Below are 17,214 nucleotides of genomic sequence, written 5' to 3'. Positions count from 1 at the left end.
CCTATAATTCTTTGATTATAAAAACGGTCATTTTAACCGGGCCATGGACACCTATTGTCAATATGCGTTCTATATCCGCTGTTCTGCTTGCGCCTGTGATAAAGGCAATATAAGCATTGTCCTTTTCCGTTTGATTTTTCATGTAGTCTTTTATGTCAAAAATTGTATTTACTAATTTGCTTTTTAAAAGAACCACCTGCAAATGCTCAGCCAAAGAAGAGGCGAGTCTGATTTCTTCTTTGCTGCTGTCAATTATTACGGTTCCACTATTTGCCACTCCCCAGTCAGCTTCAATGCAGGCTGTGGAAATGCCGTTTTTATCTATTTCACATCTTTTATACTGCTCAAATGATGGCAAATGAACAAAGGGCACTTCATCCAGGCTTTTTAATAAATCATTCTTTGATAAACAAAAATTTTCGTTTTCCACCGCTTGTGAGTTTTTGATAAATTGTTCGAGTTTTGAGTCGGGCATAAAAAACTCCTTTATTTGGTAATACCAATTTTAATAATAATGGTTGGCTAAGTCAACCTATTTTTTTAAACAGAGACAATATAGTTTTTATTTATTTGTTAAAATGGTTAATATTTGCTTAATAGATTAATGGTGTTAAACTATTTTGATTGGAAAAATTAAAACAAATTTATGAAATTTGAATTAAAAGTATTGACAAAGATATTTTGTCTGTTAAAAATGGTCATACCAAATAATGGTAAAACTTTAAAAACTGGGAGGTTTGTATGTTTAAGAAATTGTTACTTGTTTTAACAATGGTTCTGATGATTTTTGCTTTAACAGTTTCCGCTGCAGAAAAGAAGACTTATAACTGGAAACTGGTTGAGACTTATCCTACAGGGATACCATGGCACGATACGGCTCTGCATTTTGCAGATACCGTGGAAAAGATTACAGACGGCCAGATCAAAATTAAGGTTTACCCTGCGGGGGCTATTGTACCTGCTTTTCAGGTATTCGATGCAGTAAGAAACCGGGTTGCTGAAATGGGTTTTGCATGGCCAGGATACTGGAAAGGCAAAGATCAGGCTTTTGTAGCTTTTGCTTCTGTTCCTTTCGGGATGAATAATCTTGAGTTTTCCACATGGATGATTGCCGGAGAAGGTATGAAGCTGGCAAAAGAATTGTACGGTAAATACGGTTTGGTTCCTCTTTTGGGTGGAAACTCCGGTCAGGAGATGGGCTTTTTCACAGCTAAACCTCTGCAGGAAGTTGGCGACCTTAAAGGAAAGAAAGTAAGGACAGTCGGCTGGGGCGCTGATATTCTGAAAGATATGGGTGTTTCTGTTACTCCACTGCCCGGCGGAGAAATTTACCTTGCTTTTGAAAGGGGCGTTCTTGACTCTGCAGAATTCAGTACTCCTTTTGTAACATATCCAATGGGTTTTCAGGATATAGCTAAGAATGTCATGGTTCCCGGCTGGCACCAGACTTTTGTTCAGAATATGTTCACAGTAAACAAGAAAGTATGGGACGACCTCCCTGAAAACCTGCAGCAGGCTCTGAAAATTGCATCCCTTGAAACACAGATGTGGGATATAGCAAGATCTGAGAAGGGGAATGCCGAGTCTATCCTTAAATACAAAAAGGAAGGCGTGAAATTTAATAAACTCAGTGAAGAATCCCTTAACAAACTTAGAAAGACAACTAAGGAATATCTTGACGGCTTGAGGAAAAAGAGTGATTTCCTTGATAAAGTTCTTGCATCTCAGGAAGATTTTATAGACTTGTATGCGAACTGGAAGGAACTTAAGAGCGGTGTTTCCGCATATCCGTATGAAGACTATATGGCTGGTCAACATTACGAATAATTGAAAAGAAGGTTGAAGGAGGGTTTATGCCCTCCTTTAATTTATTGTATTTTCAAATAATTCTCAGGGGATTATAATGTCAGCTTTAATTAAATTGATAGACTCAATAAGTGAGTTTTTAGGGAAAATAATCAGCTATCTGGTTTATGTGCTGCTGATTGTTGTCGTATTTGAGGTTATAAGCCGGAAAGTTTTCGGAAGCCCAACTATATGGGGGTTTGAGTTCAGTTTCATGTTATATGCCGTAATGTTTTTGCTTGGATTCGGGTTTACGCTGAAGCATAAGATGCATATAGGCATAGATATTTTCTACTCAAATATGTCACCCAGAAAACAGGGTTTTTTGGATTTGTTTACATATATAATTTTCTTTTTCCCTTTTATCTATTTTGCAGTTGTATCTTCCATAACTTTTACCTCTCAATCGTGGCAGATGCTTGAGCACAGCCAATCGCCGTGGGCGCCACCTATTTATCCCTTTAAGACAGTTATGCCTGTAGCTTTTTTGTTATTGGGATTTCAGGGAATAGCAGAGTTTCTTAAGGCGATTTATAAAATAAAAACAGGAGAAAAGTATGGGGCCTGATTTTCTTTCTATAGCGATGTTTGTCGTACTTTTAATTGCAGTGTTCCTTGGTCATCCTCTTGGTATAACATTGGGCGGACTGGGGATTATTTTCGGTTTAATCGGTTACGGCCCCGGAGCTTTTTTTATACTGACCAGTAAAACTTATGGTCTTATGACAAATTATGTTCTGGTGGCTATACCTTTGTTTATCTTAATGGCCCAGTTTCTGGATAAATCCGGGGTTGCTGAGGATCTATACGAATCCATGTATATCGTTTTCGGGCCGGTGAGAGGCGGTCTGGCTATGGCAACTATTGTCGTCAGTACTGTTTTTGCAGCTACCACAGGGATAATAGGTGCTTCGGTGGTTGCCATGGGTCTTCTTGCTGCTCCCACAATGCTTTCCAAAGGTTACAAGAAGGAACTTACCGCAGGGGTTATTACAGCAGGAGGGACTCTGGGTATACTTATCCCGCCTTCCATTATGCTTGTTGTTTACGGCGGTCTTATAGGCATGTCTGTGGGAAAACTTTTCCTTGCGGCCTTTATCCCCGGCATTACTCTGTCTATCCTTTACATTATTTACGTCGGTATACTATGTTATTTTAAACCGGAATACGGCCCTCCTTTGCCAAAGGAAGAAAGAACCCATACATTAAAAAGAAAAATTGGTATGACACTGAAATCAATGCTTCCACCGCTGTTTCTTATTTTTGCAGTGCTGGGCAGTATAGCCGGAGGTATTGCAACACCTACCGAAGCGGCCGGTTTGGGCTCAGTTGGTGCACTTATACTTGCAATATTGAACAGAAGAGCCAACCTGAAGTTTTTTAAAGACTCGGCGTACTCCACACTTAAAATCACATGTATGGTTATGCTGATATTTGTGGGTGCAAACTTTTATACATCAATTTTTATGGGACTTGGCGGCGGTGACATGTTTGAAAAGCTGCTGTTTTCCATTAGTTCTAACAAGTGGGTTGTCCTGGCAATTATGATGTTTATCATGTTTTTACTTGGAATGTTTGTGGACTGGCTCGGGATACTGTTGCTTTGTGTGCCTATTTTTACTCCCATTGCGGTAAATCAGCTCGGTTTCGATCCTTTATGGTTTGCAATGATTGTCTGTGTAAATCTGCAAATGTCATTTTTGACTCCTCCGTTCGGCTATGCCTTATTTTATCTCAAGGGGGTGGCACCGGAAGGGATGCATTTGAGTCATATTTACAGAGGGATTATTCCTTTTGTGATTCTGCAGCTTATTGGTTTGGTTCTGATCGTAATATTTCCCGAAATTGTTACCTGGCTGCCTGACCTGATAATGAATTAACGGGGGTTGAATTGAAAAAAAGTGTGCTGAAAAAGTTTCAGAAGATTGTTGGCAAAGAAAACTGCTTTATCTCCCCTGAGGAAACATCAGGTTATTGCTTTGATGCTTTTGCTAAAAGTAATGTTTTCCCTGAGGTTGTAGTTGCCCCTGAAAATGCGGAGTGTATCCCTGAAATTATCAGGTTGTGTAATGAAGAAAATCTGGCTGTTGTCACACGAGGGGCAGGGACAAATCTAAGCGGAGGAACGCTACCTTTTGAAGGCAGCTGCGTCCTGCTTACAACGAAGCTTAACAAAATAAAAGAGATAAATAAGGCTGATCATTACGCCGTAGTTGATGCCGGTGTTGTAACAACTGATATTGCAAATGCAGCAGTAAAAGCAGGTCTTTTCTATCCGCCGGATCCCGGCAGCATGAATATTTCCACTATTGGAGGAAATGTGGCGGAGAATGCCGGTGGACTCAGAGGCTTAAAGTACGGTGTTACAAAAGACTATCTGATGGGGCTTACACTTTTTGATGCTGAAGCTAATAAGGTTATAGGCGGAGGCAGAACTGTAAAACAGGTTACGGGATTTAATCTGCCGGGACTTTTTGCAGGCTCGGAAGGCCTTTTGGGAATTATGACAGAATTTGTGTTGAAACTTATTCCACCGCCGGAGAGTTCCCGGTCAATGCTCGTCATATATGATAATATTTTAAAAGCATGTGACACTGTTTCAGAAATAATTGCTGAGAATATACTTCCGGCCACAATGGAACTAATGGATAATTTTACCATCAAAACAGTGGAGGAAGCCACTGCAATAGGGCTGCCGGTTGATGCGGGTGCGCTGTTGCTGCTGGAGATTGACGGACATCATGCACAAGTGGCTGATGAATTTGAGAAGGTGAAATATATTTGTGAGAAAAACGGCGGACATCTGAAAACAGCGGAAGATGAGGAATCCAGAAATAAAATATGGGAAGCCAGGCGCAAGGCTTTGAGCAGCCTTGCGAGATTAAAACCGACGCTTATCCTTGAGGATGCAACCGTTCCAAGAAGCAAAATTTCCTCCATGATGTCTTCTATTATGGATATTTCCAGAAAATATGAAATTACTATAGGTACTTTCGGCCACGCCGGTGACGGCAACCTTCACCCGACAATTCTTACCGATAAAAGAGATAAGGAAGAGATGCTGCGTGTTGAGAAAGCTGTGGATGAAATTTTCTCCGTTGCACTGAACCTCGGAGGTACACTCAGCGGAGAACATGGGGTAGGCACTGCAAAAGCCAAATATCTGGAAATGGAATACGGCAGCGGTACAGTGAAATTTATGAAGAATCTTAAAAAAGGTGTAGATGCAGGAAATGTTCTGAATCCCGGAAAAATGGGTTTATAACATGGAAGATCTTGTAAAGGAACTCAAAGAGCTGGAAGAGCTTGTTATAAAGTGTATGAAATGCGGTACATGTCAGGCTCACTGTCCGCTGTACAAAAAGGATTTCTTTGAGCAGTCCGTAGCCCGCGGCAAAATATCGATGATAGAGTCGGTATATGAAGGTAATTTAAAAGACGCTTCCCGTATTTTAAAATACATTGATTACTGTTTGATGTGCGGCAGATGTAAAAATAACTGTCCCAGCGGTGTAAAAACTGATGAAATTTTTCTCAGAGCAAAAAGCGCTTTGCGAAAAGTTGAAAAGCTGCCTTCCTGGGGCAAATTTGTTTTAAAAATAGTCATGGAGAAACCTGAACTGCTGTCCAGAATATCTCCGCTTATGCATATTGGCTTAAAATTCGGCAGTAAGCAGGTGAAAGATGATGTGTTTAAACCGTTATTTGGTTTATATTCACGTAATGTTGCTTCCTTTGCTAAAAAGAGCTTCTGTGACGATTATGCCGGTTTCCATCAAGCGGAAAATGAAAAATTCTGCGTTATCTTTTATCCCGGTTGTGCAGTAAATTATATGTACAAACATTGGGGAGAGACTATTGTAAAGTTGCTGAAAAAACTGAATGTATCGGTATATGTTCCTGATGTGAATAAGTGCTGTGGTATTCCTGCTGCAACTTTAGGTGATATGGAACTTTACGCCAAAATGGTTGATGAAAACAGGCGGCTTTTTAAAAGTCTTGATGCAGGGTATGTTATAACATGCTGTCCCACATGTTCATATGGCCTGTTTGACATGGGGGAAACGGTTGCACATGAAACGTTTGACAAAAAAGAGATGGATATCCTGGTATTTTTAAAAGAAGTGATAGGCTTATCACCGAAGCAATTGACTTTGGAGAAGACTTCACTGCATATACCATGTCACTACAATCACTCCAAAGATGCACTTCTGAAAAACTTTATAACTGATATTTCTGAAAATTATTACGAACTGAAAGATCAGTCCTGCTGTGGTTTCGGCGGTACTTTTAATTTAAAGAATTATGATTCGTCAAAAAATATTGTTAAGAATAAGACTGCAGAAGTTCGTGAAGAGAAGGTCAAAAAGTTGTTTACACCTTGTCCCGGCTGTGCTATGCAATTAACCGATGGTATAATTCGTGAGGGCGGTGAGGCGGATGTTTTACATCCTGTTGAGCTTATTTACAGGGGGCTGATCGATTCAGATGTTTCAGAAGATAAAACCGAAGAGAATTAGCGACGAAATATATTTTCAAATAAGGGATTTGATTTTAAACGGTGAGCTTAAACCCGGTCAGAAACTTCCTCCTGAAAGGGATTTGGCCGAGAGTATGAGTGTGAGCAGGCCTTCACTGAGAGAGGCTCTGAACAAGCTGGTTGCACAGGGATATCTGGAGCAGGTTCAGGGCGGCGGAACGTATGTTAAATCCATAACAGCCACATCAATCGATAATGCTATCGAAGAGTTTGTAAAACGTGATGATGCCATTTTTGATCTTATGGAAGTACGTAAGATACTGGAAACATGGGCGGCTTATGCAGCTGCAGAAAGGGCTTCTGAAAAAGAAATTAATAACATGTTTGAATTTCTGGAAGAGATGAGAATAGCCAAAGAGCACGGTCAAATCGGCTATATTTCCGATACAAATTTTCATTTTGCCATTTCCCATGCAACCCATAACGTGTTGCTTGTTCACGTAATGAATAATATTTATCAGTGGATTGAGCGTGTCAGTTATGAAATTAGATCAAGAATGCATAACAAGCCGGACAGCCACGAATTGCTTTTCAGACATCATACTGATATATTTAATGCTATAAAGTCAAAAGATCCCGACCTTGCCTATGGCAAAATGCTTGTTCATATGAATTATATAGAGCAGGAACTGGAAAGAATATTTAATAAAGGTAAACAAAAAGAAAGTCTCGAAGATTCCTGAAATAAAGCTCATTCTATTGTTCAAATCTCAACGTTTGACTTCAGTGACAGTGGGTGCGAAACTTGAATAAGTAAACTATTGTAAAATTAATGCTCGTTTCGACGTCTCACGTCTAACGTATCACATCTTACCTTTCACAACATTTAACGAATTTTACGTTTACTTTTCATGAAATTATATTTAAAAAACGGTATGTTAAATATTCCTAATACATTAACTATTTTAAGAATCATCCTCTTGCCTTTGTTTATACTGAAATTAAGCAGGGGGGAAATTGAGCAGGCATTTATTGTTTTTTCTATAGCTGCCTTTACTGATCTTCTGGATGGTTTTATTGCCAGAAAACTTTCAATGATAACTCCTCTTGGTCAAATTCTTGATCCGCTTGCTGATAAGATTATGATAATAGGCGGTTTTGTGGCCATCTATCTTTCAGATTTACCTGTTCAGATCAGTTCCTTTTTCCTGTTTTTTGTCTATCTTAAAGAATTTTACACAATTTTGGGAATTTCTGTAATTTATTTATTTAAAGGTAAAGTCAATATTCAGCCCAATATATTCGGTAAAATGGCCACGTTTATGGAATCTTTGACCATTCTGATTTTGCTTGTTTCCAATCTTACCGGAATGTTTGCTCATTTTGTCAACTACCTTGCAATGGCAACAATCGGATTTATTACAGCTGCAATTGTGTCCTACACATTGGACGGCATTGATTATATGACAAAAAATGAAGAGTACTCATGATAACAAGTTGCAGTCAAGAGAGTAAAAAGCCCCCAAAAACATAATAATCTTTTAAAAGAGGCGTATTATTATTGGTGAACTGGTGAAATAGTGAGGTAGAGAAGTGGTGTATTGGTTGAGTCGTTGAGTGGTGTATTTGTATATTGGTTGATTTGGCATTCAACATTAAACCTTCGTCAACACTGAAATAGAACCCCCGAAATCACCAGCTGAAAATTCCTCGGTACAGCTAAATTTTTTTAAATTATACATGGTCATTTTATACTACCTTCTGTCAGGAATCCTTTTTTTGTTCATACATGTGTTAACCTGTTTTCAAAGCTTTTACATTGCGCAAAGCTCCCGAAAGATAATGTCCCATAAAATAAAAAAAAGGAGGGGAAATCCCCTCCTTAGTGTTGTTACTATTCTTCATTATCGTTTTGTTTGGAGCAGTCTATATTCTCTGCCAACTGCTTGGTCAGGTTGAACCTGAATCTCGTCTTTTCCTCGGCAATGTCAGCCAGCTCTTTGGCTCTTTCGGGGAACATTTTTGCCACGGCTCTGAACCTGTTTTCGGACTTCATATATTCAGCTACTGAAACAGAAGGCTCTTTACTGTCTATTTGCAGAGGATTTTTGCCCTGAGCTTTCAACCTTGGGTCGAACCTATACAGCATCCAGTATCCACTCTTAACAGCTGTCCTTTGCTGTTCAACACCTTTGGACATATCGATTCCGTGAGCGATACAATGTGAATCAGCTATTATCATGGAAGGCCCATCATAAGATTCGGCTTCTTTAAATGCTTTGACACATTGTGCCTGATTGGACAGAGAAACTTTGGCCACATAAATATGTCCGTAAGTCATTGCTATCATACCGAGATCCTTTTTCTCCAGATCTTTGCCGGCGAAAGCGAATTTTGCAAACGAACCGATGGATGTGGCTTTTGAAGCCTGACCGCCTGTGTTTGAGTAAACTTCAGTATCAAGTACGAGTACATTTACATCATTTTCCTGAGCGAGCACGTGATCAAGTCCGCCGTAACCTATATCATAAGCCCAGCCGTCGCCACCTAAAATCCATATGGATTTTTTGATAAGAGCATCTGCTACTTCCAGAAGTTTTTTAGATTTTTCATTATTTATCACACTCAGTTTCTCTTTGAGTTTTGCAATTCTCTCTCTCTGTTCTTCAATGCCGGTTTGTTCGCTTTGGTCTGCATTTACTATTTCATCAACAAATTTGCTCCCTAAATCATCTTTGAGTTCATCAAGAAGTTCCAAAGCAAATTCCTTTGATTTTTCAACTGCAAGACTCATACCATAACCCACTTCTGCGTTATCTTCAAAAAGCGAGTTTGTCCATGCCGGTCCTCTTCCGTCCTGTCTCTTTGTATAGGGTGTTGTGGGAAGATTACCGCCGTAAATGGATGAACATCCGGTGGCATTTGCAATAAGTGCTCTGTCACCGAAAAGGTGGGCCATCAGTCTTACATAGGGGGTTTCGCCGCAGCCTGCACATGCCCCGGAAAATTCGAACAGGTGAGGTGTAAGCTGGCTTCCTTTCAGTGTGTTTCTGTTAAATTTGGACGGATCCAGCTCCGGAATGGTTTGGAAAAATTTGAAATTTTCTCTTTCCTGAGCTCTTAATGGAGGCTGAGGCTCCATATTGATCGCTTTATATTTGGGATCTGTCTTGCTTTTTGCAGGGCAGTTATAAACGCATGCTCCGCATCCGGTGCAGTCTTCCACGGCAACTTGAATACTGAATTTCATCCCTTTGAACTCTTTGCCTCTGGCGTCCGTGTATTTGAATGTTTCAGGAGCGTTTTTCAATTCACTTTCATCGTAAACTTTCATTCTGATTGTGGCGTGTGGACAAACAAAGGAGCATATGCCGCACTGAATGCATATTTCGGGATCCCATACCGGTGTCTGTAATGCAATGTTTCTCTTTTCATATTTAGAGGTACCGGTCGGGTATGTTCCGTCATCAGGCAGCCAGGAAACGGGTACGTCATCGCCTTCGTAAGCCACCATTTTGCTTATTGCTTTTTTCACGATTTCAGGTGCATTCGGGTCGTCAATATATTTTTTCATTTTAATATCACTGGTTACAGAAGAAGGTACTTTAACCTGATGAAGCTGATTGGCTCCGGCGTCAACTGCTTTGTTATTCATTTCAACTATTTCGTCGCCGTATTTTCCGTAAGTTTTCTTAATGGTTTCCTTGATTGCTTTGACAGCTTCATCGAATGGTAGAATTTCTGAAATTTTAAAGAATGCCGTTTGCAGGATAACGTTAATTCTGGGACCTAAACCGATTTCTTCTGCGATATCATTGGCATTGATAACGTAAAATTTCGCCTCTTTTTCTATCAAGTCTTTCTGAACTTCTGCAGGAAGCTTGTCCCATACTTCGTCTTTTGAATGAAAGCTGTTCAGAAGGAATGTACCGCCTTTTTTAAGTTTCTTGACTATATCGTAATGCTCCAAAAATGCGAAATTATGACATCCGATAAAGTCAGCCTTTTGAACAAGGTATGAACTCTTTATCTCCCTTTGACCAAATCTAACGTGAGATGTGGTCATTGATCCGGCTTTCTTTGAGTCATACACAAAATAAGCCTGAACTTTGTTGTCGGTCAAATCACCGATGATTTTTGCCGAGTTTTTGTTGGCACCTACTGTACCGTCCGAACCCAGACCGAAAAACATTCCGTTGAAAACATCGTCCTGGGGTGTAAGCCATTCTGGATTATAATCGATACTTCTGTCTGTTACATCGTCTTTGATTCCCACTGAAAAATTGTTCAAAGGTTCTTTTTTATCAAGATTATCAAAAACTCCCTTTATCATGGCCGGGGTAAAATCTTTTGAGCCAAGTCCGTATCTTCCGCCTACTATTGTTGGGTATCCGTCGTAGGAAATCATCTTTTTCTGCATAGCTTCGCCGATAGCCGTTCTTATATCAAGATAAAGCGGCTCACCGAGAGCTCCCGGTTCTTTTGTTCTGTCCAAAACTGCCATTTTGTCAGCTGTTTTGGGAAGAGCATCAACAAAAGCTTCAAGAGGGAACGGTCTGAATAATCTTATTTTGATAACACCGACTTTTTCGCCCTGGGAAACCATATACTCAACGGTTTCCTCCACAACATCGGCTCCGGATCCCATTATGATTATAACTTTTTCTGCCTCAGGATGACCTGCGTAATCAACGAGGTTATACCTGCGTCCTGTAAGTTCGAAAAATTTGTCCATCTGTTTCTGGAGAATTTGTGGGCATTCATCATAATATTTGTTTACTGCTTCCCGGCTTTGAAAAAAAACATCCGGGTTCTGTGAGGTACCTTTGATAGTTGGGTCTTCAGGATTAAGCGCATTTTTTCTGTGATTAGCAATAAGCTCGTCTGAGATCATGCTTTTCATCTGGTCTTTGGTCAATTCTTCTGTTGTTCTGATTTCATGAGAAGTTCTGAAACCATCGAAGAAATGAAGAAATGGTACACGTGATTCAAGAGAAGCTGCCTGGGCTATCAGTGCTGAATCCATAACTTCCTGGGGATTATTTGAAGCCAGCATTGCCCATCCGGTCTGTCTGCATGCCATAACATCGGAATGATCTCCGAAAATGGAAAGAGCATGTGATGCTATAGCTCTGGCACTAACGTGAAACACCGCCGGTGTAAGTTCTCCGGCTATTTTATACATATTCGGTATCATAAGAAGCAGCCCCTGAGAGGCTGTAAAAGTGGTTGTTAGTGCCCCTGTTGTGAGTGAGCCGTGGCATGCGCCGGCGGCACCGGCTTCTGACTGCATTTCCACAACCTTGGGTACAGAACCCCAGATATTTTTTTCACCTTTTGCACTTTTTTCATCAGCCTTTTCTCCCATATCCGAAGAAGGGGTTATAGGATAAATGGCAATTACTTCATTAACAGCATGTGCAACATGGGCTGCTGCAGTGTTACCGTCAATGTTTACAAAATTTCGCTCTGACATAGTTCCTCCTTAATTTGATATCTCAACAAAATCTGTTTTGATTAGTTGTGTACGTTCGGGTAATTGCTAACTACCTTAATGGTACTTTAATAATAGTTAATCTTTTGTTAATTTTTTAACAGACATAACTATAATATTAAACTGTTTTATAACATTGCAAACAGCAGCCGTCAACGTTTTTTGCCCTCTGGAATGCACTTTTAAGTATATTTGAAAAATTTGTTATCGCCTTATTTTTATACAGGTTTGTGAAACTTATTGTTAACTGTTTTGCTCATTTTAAATTTTGTAATATTTTCGGGGCGGACTAATGAGAGGAGGTGCAATAAAGGGGTTTAACTAAAACGGAATTATATTAACTTCCTGATATTATTGCTGTTGTCATTCTTTTTGTTTCGGCAGTTACGAATTTTTGAAAATTATTGAATATTATTCATATAAATGGTAGAAAGTTTCAATTAGATTGTATTTTGTTTGGTGAGACAAAACAAGTTAGGAGGACTTTGTGGAAGGTTTCAGTGAAATTAAACAAACTATGGGCGGACTGCTCGAAGGGGTTGCAAAAAATTATCCGGAAAATGATGCCTTGGTATATCCTTTCAGGAATTTGAGGCTTACATATAAAGAACTAGATAAGGAAACAGACAAGTTAGCAAAAGGTCTTGTTAAGCTGGGTGTGAAGAAAGGTGATCATATTGCGGTATGGGCTCATAACATTCCGGAGTGGGTTCTGCTTTTGTATGCCACGGCCAAAATCGGCGCAGTTCTTGTGACTGTGAACACTTTATACAGATCGAGGGAGTTAAGCTATATTTTAAAGCAGTCCGATGCGAAAATGCTGTTTTTGGTTGAAGGTTTTAAAATGCAGAATTATGTGGAAACCGTCTACGATATTTTACCTGAATTGAAAGAAACCAGCGACCAGGAGCTTAATTTTGAAGAATACCCATTTTTGAAGCGTGTTGTTTTCATCGGGGACAGAAAGCATACCGGTATGTTTGATTATTACAATCTGTACAAAATAGGCGAGGATATATCCGATGCACAACTGAAGGCGAAAAAAGATGAATGTTCATATCAAGATGTTATCAATATGCAATATACTTCAGGTACGACGGGATTTCCAAAAGGTGTGATGCTTACACACCACAATCTCCTTAATAATGCGTATGCAATAGGCCAATGTATGAGATTTTCTGATAAAGACAGATTATGTATTCCGGTTCCTTTTTTTCACTGTTTTGGGCTGGTTCTTAGTATTCTGGTGTGTCAGACGCACGGAGCAGCAATGATCCCCGTTGAATCATTCAACCCTCTGGAAGTTCTCAAATCAGTGGAGAGAGAGAAATGTACTGCTTTACACGGAGTTCCTACAATGTTTATCTCGGAGCTTCAGCTGCTTGAAAAGGAAAATTTTGATCTTTCACATTTAAGAACGGGTATAATGGCAGGCTCAACCTGTCCTATTGAGGTTATGCGCAAGGTGATAGATAAAATGAATATGACGGATATTACCATTGTTTATGGACAGACGGAATCTTCGCCCGGTATTACACAAACCCGGGTGGATGACGACATTGATGTACGTGTTTCTACTGTTGGCAGGGAATTGCCGGGGATTGAGGCTAAAATTGTGGATCCGGAAACTGGCAGAGAATGTGCTCCGGGTGTCCAGGGTGAAATGTGTGCCCGGGGGTATAACGTTATGAAAGGCTACTACAAAATGCCGGTGGCAACTGCAAAAGCCATTGACAGTGAAGGATGGCTCCATACAGGCGATTTAGCGGTTAAAACGGAAGAGGGGAATTATGTTATTACCGGACGTATAAAAGATATGATAATCAGAGGCGGTGAAAACATTTATCCCAGGGAAATCGAAGAATTTCTTTATACACACCCAGCCGTGGAAGATGTACAGATTGTGGGGGTACCTGACAAGAAGTATGGTGAAGAGATTATGGCATTTGTGAAAATTTATGAAGAATATGAAGACAAAATTAAACAAAAGGATATAATGGAATATTGTAAAGAACAGATTGCGGATTATAAAATTCCCCGTTATGTGGAATTTGTTAGTGAATATCCAATGACGGCAAGTGGTAAAATTCAGAAGTATAAGCTTCGGGAAAGGGCTATTGAAAAATACAGTCTGCAGGAGAGGTAGGCAGAGAGATTGTGAGATAGGGAAATAGATAAGTAGGAAATTACGTATCTCTCAAGGAATGTAAAAGTGAGAGAAATTTAATCAGGCCGTTAAAAGGGCAGTAATACAATGAAGACAATCTGAGCAATCTTACAGGGCTTATGCAGGATTCAGGGAGGTGAGAGCGCTGAACTTCTTGCAGAGCAGGATACAAAAGAGGCAAAAGATTCCACTAAAAGCCAGTTGTTTGCGATTTTTAGCTGGGAGTAAATAAGTTCAGATATTGCGACGGCAGAAAAACTTGTCAAGAAGACTCATGAAATTGATTCGTTACCCATATGAGAATTAAATGTTTTCAGGAATTTGAAAGTTTAATATAAGATTTGTAAATAAAAACTGAGCTTTCTGTGACATATTAATGCTCAGAATAAAAAGTCACATAATAGGCTGGATAAAAATTAATCACATCATGCTTAAAAAAACGGCAGTGAATTTTGAGATTCATTTGCTGAGTTTTCAAATTATCGCGGATTTGCTTGTATTGGAGATATATTAAGATTATTGAGCATTTACTGGAGATTTTGGCACAAAAATTGTTTATAATAAAATAATGGTCGTGGAGGTATGGATGAAAAAAATTGAAGCAATTATCAAACCTTTTAAGCTTGATGATGTAAAGGAAAAATTAACGGAGTATGGTATCAAAGGTATTACCGTCTCAGAAGTAAAAGGTTTCGGCAGGCAGAAAGGGCACACCGAGTTGTACAGAGGTGCTGAATATGTGATCGATTTTATCCCCAAAATCAAGGTGGAAGTCATTGTTCCAGAGGAGATGACGAAAGATGTGGTGGAAATTATTATGGAAGCTGCAAAAACCGGAAGGATAGGAGATGGTAAGATCTTTGTTGTACCTGTTGAAGAGGTTGTGCGGATCCGTACGGGAGAGACCGGAGAAGAGGCTCTGTAGATAAATACTAATTAAAAAAGGAAAAGGAGGAGTTATGTCTCCAAAAGAAGTTTTGAAATTTGTGGAAGAAAACAATATTAAAATTGTTGATTTGAGGTTTATGGACTTTATAGGGTTGTGGCAGCATTGTTCCTATCCTGCTCATGAACTTACGGAAGATGTCTTTGAGGACGGAATGGGATTTGACGGTTCCAGTCTCAGAGGGTGGCAGGCTATCAATAACAGTGATATGATACTGATTCCCGACCCTGCCAGCGCTAAGGTTGATCCTTTTAGCGAGATACCCACATTAATATTAATATGTAATGTTTTTGATCCTATCACGAAAGAACCTTACACAAGGGATCCACGGTATATAGCCAAAAAAGCCGAAAACTATCTGAAAGGCACAGGTTTGGCTGACACAGCTTTTTTCGGGCCTGAAGCTGAATTTTTTATCTTTGATGATATAAGATACGGCTATAGTGCAAACAGCGGTTTTTTCTATTTTGACTCCGAGGAAGGAAACTGGAACAGCGGTGCCGACAGAGGTCCTAATTTAGGTTACAAAATCAGGCACAAAGAGGGTTATTTTCCATGTCCGCCGCATGACACTCTAATGGGTATAAGAAGTGAAATGACTCTCTTAATGGAAGAGATGGGGATCATTGTTGAAGCACATCACCACGAGGTTGCCACCGGAGGACAGTGTGAACTAGATATTAAATATGCTCCGCTTTTAGAGCAGTGTGACAATCTACTTCTCTATAAATATATTGTGAAAAATGTTGCCAGAAAACATAATAAAACCGCTACATTTATGCCCAAACCTATGTTCGGGGATAATGGCAGCGGAATGCATGTTCATCAGTCATTGTGGAAAGACGGCAAACCTCTTTTTGCCGGTGATGAATATGGCGGTCTGAGTGAAATGGCTCTGTATTATACCGGAGGGATTATTAAGCATGCTAAGGCATTAGCGGCTTTTACAAATCCAACCACCAATTCGTACAAAAGATTGGTTCCCGGTTTTGAGGCTCCTGTTAACCTGGCTTATTCTTCAAGGAACAGAAGTGCTTCTTTGAGAATACCTATGTACGATTCTTCTCCGAAGGCCAAGCGAATCGAAGTCAGATTCCCCGATCCTTCGTGCAACAGTTATATTGCTTTTACTGCTATGCTTATGGCAGGTCTTGACGGGATTGAAAACAAAATCGATCCGGGTGATCCTATGGATAAAAACCTTTACGATCTTGATCCGATTGAGCTATCGAATGTTCCTCAGATGCCTGCTTCACTTGATGAAGCGCTGGATGAACTGGAAAAAGACCACGAGTTCCTTTTAAAAGGAGATGTATTTACTGAGGATGTTATCAGCACCTGGATTGAATATAAGAGAGAAAGTGAAGCAAATGCTGTAAATATGAGACCTCATCCGTATGAGTTCATGTTGTATTTCGATTTTTAAATAATGTTTGTTTAACAGCTAAGCGGGGCTAATGCCCCGCTTTTTTTTGGTTAATGTTTGAAATTATTCTAACAACCTCCCAAAATTTTTGTACTTGTGCTATTTGACAATACTTTATCTTAATATCGGGGTTTTTACGCATGAATATATCCCAATATTAAGCACAGTTGTATATTTATTCACTATGTCGTTTCATATGGTAGAGATTTCTCACTTTGTTCGAAAGAATGACTGCGGCTAGCACCAGTCTTTTAGACTAGTAAATATGTTTACATTCTATTTATCCGCCCAAGGCGGATGTTAGACAACAATTTATGTCATCGTATATTAAGAAAGCAGGAAAAATTGTTTAACAGGCTATTAAAAAGTTGTATAAGGTTCCAGAGCACTGAAGGTGATAAAGGACATGATTGTCATTGGTTCAACGAAACCGTTCGAGATGTTGTCCCCACCTTCAGCTTTCCGAAACCTGAACGGAACATTAGGCATAAAGCCTGCATGTGTTACGATGATAGCGTATAGGAAAGCAAAGCTCAAGTAAAAAAATGAGGGGCTTTACGATGAAGAGCTATGAAAAAGTAGTGGGAATTGATGTATCCAAGGAAACATTGTCAATCAGCGTATATGACGGTAAGAGCCACACCAGTTATGAGACAAGAAATACGGTAAAATCATTTTTTAATGATTTTATTAAGAAGGAGAAGGAAATAGATTTTTCCAAAGTTCTTTTTATGATGGAAAATACGGGAGTATACCATTTAAGATTAGCAACCCATTTGAGCAAGGAATGTGGTTATCTTGTAAGTGTAGCGAATCCTCTTGTAATAAAGAGGTACTCACAGATGAATTTAAAACG

Annotated in this window: 13 protein-coding genes; 11 read left to right on the top strand and 2 right to left on the bottom strand. The window is 39.6% G+C overall.

Going from position 1 to position 17,214, the window contains the following annotated elements; all coding sequences use genetic code 11:
- Window position 1: 1 nt before the first annotated feature.
- Window positions 2–475: an LUD domain-containing protein gene (locus UMU13_RS09670; RefSeq protein WP_328218720.1), complete on the bottom strand. Its 474-nt coding sequence runs from the start codon at window positions 473–475 to the stop codon at window positions 2–4.
- A gap of 266 nt (window positions 476–741) precedes the next feature.
- Here UMU13_RS09670 and UMU13_RS09665 point away from each other — a divergent pair, with 266 nt between their 5' ends.
- The 7 genes from UMU13_RS09665 (at window position 742) to UMU13_RS09635 (ending at window position 7,815) form a co-directional block, all read left to right on the top strand.
- Window positions 742–1,827 (top strand): TRAP transporter substrate-binding protein, encoded by a 1,086-nt coding sequence (locus UMU13_RS09665; RefSeq protein ID WP_328218718.1) that lies wholly within the window; start codon window positions 742–744, stop codon window positions 1,825–1,827.
- 76 nt (window positions 1,828–1,903) lie between these two features.
- Entirely contained in the window at window positions 1,904–2,413 is a 510-nt protein-coding gene (locus UMU13_RS09660) for a TRAP transporter small permease subunit (RefSeq protein WP_328218716.1), read from the top strand.
- A complete protein-coding gene (locus UMU13_RS09655; protein ID WP_328218715.1) occupies window positions 2,403–3,725 on the top strand; it encodes a TRAP transporter large permease in 1,323 nt (440 codons plus the stop codon). The genes UMU13_RS09660 and UMU13_RS09655 overlap by 11 nt, the downstream gene beginning before the upstream one ends.
- Window positions 3,726–3,736: 11 nt before the next feature.
- Entirely contained in the window at window positions 3,737–5,110 is a 1,374-nt protein-coding gene (locus UMU13_RS09650; protein ID WP_328218714.1) for an FAD-linked oxidase C-terminal domain-containing protein, read from the top strand.
- Between the two features lies 1 nt (window position 5,111).
- On the top strand, window positions 5,112–6,365 hold the full coding sequence (locus UMU13_RS09645) for a (Fe-S)-binding protein (protein ID WP_328218713.1): 1,254 nt from the start codon (window positions 5,112–5,114) through the stop codon (window positions 6,363–6,365).
- The gene (locus tag UMU13_RS09640) at window positions 6,334–7,068 is read left to right on the top strand and encodes a FadR/GntR family transcriptional regulator (RefSeq protein ID WP_328218711.1); all 735 of its coding nucleotides are present in this window, start codon (window positions 6,334–6,336) and stop codon (window positions 7,066–7,068) included. Before UMU13_RS09645 ends, UMU13_RS09640 begins: the two co-directional genes overlap by 32 nt.
- 168 nt (window positions 7,069–7,236) lie before the next feature.
- Window positions 7,237–7,815, top strand: coding sequence for a CDP-alcohol phosphatidyltransferase family protein (locus UMU13_RS09635; RefSeq protein ID WP_328218710.1), 579 nt, complete (start codon window positions 7,237–7,239; stop codon window positions 7,813–7,815).
- Window positions 7,816–8,219: 404 nt separating this feature from the next.
- On the opposite strand, the gene nifJ is transcribed toward UMU13_RS09635, so the two are convergent.
- Window positions 8,220–11,801 (bottom strand): pyruvate:ferredoxin (flavodoxin) oxidoreductase, encoded by a 3,582-nt coding sequence (gene nifJ / locus UMU13_RS09630; RefSeq protein ID WP_328218709.1) that lies wholly within the window; start codon window positions 11,799–11,801, stop codon window positions 8,220–8,222.
- 535 nt (window positions 11,802–12,336) lie between these two features.
- Between nifJ and UMU13_RS09625 the strand changes: the two genes are divergently transcribed.
- The 4 genes from UMU13_RS09625 to UMU13_RS09610 all read left to right on the top strand — a co-directional run.
- Window positions 12,337–13,965 (top strand): AMP-binding protein, encoded by a 1,629-nt coding sequence (locus UMU13_RS09625; protein ID WP_442902149.1) that lies wholly within the window; start codon window positions 12,337–12,339, stop codon window positions 13,963–13,965.
- Between the two features lie 607 nt (window positions 13,966–14,572).
- On the top strand, window positions 14,573–14,911 hold the full coding sequence (locus UMU13_RS09620; RefSeq protein WP_013885931.1) for a P-II family nitrogen regulator: 339 nt from the start codon (window positions 14,573–14,575) through the stop codon (window positions 14,909–14,911).
- A 34-nt stretch (window positions 14,912–14,945) separates the two neighbouring features.
- The gene (glnA, locus tag UMU13_RS09615) at window positions 14,946–16,358 is read left to right on the top strand and encodes a type I glutamate--ammonia ligase (protein WP_328218705.1); all 1,413 of its coding nucleotides are present in this window, start codon (window positions 14,946–14,948) and stop codon (window positions 16,356–16,358) included.
- Window positions 16,359–16,918: 560 nt separating this feature from the next.
- A partial coding sequence (locus UMU13_RS09610) for an IS110 family transposase (RefSeq protein WP_328218704.1) occupies window positions 16,919–17,214 on the top strand: 296 nt, incomplete at its 3' end.

Source organism: Flexistipes sp. (assembly GCF_036172515.1).
Taxonomy (GTDB): Bacteria; Chrysiogenota; Deferribacteres; order Deferribacterales; family Flexistipitaceae; genus Flexistipes.
The sequence above is the reverse complement of the archived record's forward strand: the minus strand, read 5'-3'. Positions and strand labels throughout refer to the sequence as shown.

Coding starts and splice junctions, on each gene's coding strand:
- UMU13_RS09660 (WP_328218716.1), top strand. CDS start 1,904: ATGTCAGCTTTAATTAAATTGATAGACTCAATAAGTGAGTTTTTAGGG.
- nifJ (WP_328218709.1), bottom strand. CDS start 11,801: ATGTCAGAGCGAAATTTTGTAAACATTGACGGTAACACTGCAGCAGCC.
- UMU13_RS09655 (WP_328218715.1), top strand. CDS start 2,403: ATGGGGCCTGATTTTCTTTCTATAGCGATGTTTGTCGTACTTTTAATT.
- UMU13_RS09625 (WP_442902149.1), top strand. CDS start 12,337: ATGGGCGGACTGCTCGAAGGGGTTGCAAAAAATTATCCGGAAAATGAT.
- UMU13_RS09635 (WP_328218710.1), top strand. CDS start 7,237: ATGAAATTATATTTAAAAAACGGTATGTTAAATATTCCTAATACATTA.
- glnA (WP_328218705.1), top strand. CDS start 14,946: ATGTCTCCAAAAGAAGTTTTGAAATTTGTGGAAGAAAACAATATTAAA.
- UMU13_RS09620 (WP_013885931.1), top strand. CDS start 14,573: ATGAAAAAAATTGAAGCAATTATCAAACCTTTTAAGCTTGATGATGTA.
- UMU13_RS09640 (WP_328218711.1), top strand. CDS start 6,334: ATGTTTCAGAAGATAAAACCGAAGAGAATTAGCGACGAAATATATTTT.
- UMU13_RS09670 (WP_328218720.1), bottom strand. CDS start 475: ATGCCCGACTCAAAACTCGAACAATTTATCAAAAACTCACAAGCGGTG.
- UMU13_RS09665 (WP_328218718.1), top strand. CDS start 742: ATGTTTAAGAAATTGTTACTTGTTTTAACAATGGTTCTGATGATTTTT.
- UMU13_RS09645 (WP_328218713.1), top strand. CDS start 5,112: ATGGAAGATCTTGTAAAGGAACTCAAAGAGCTGGAAGAGCTTGTTATA.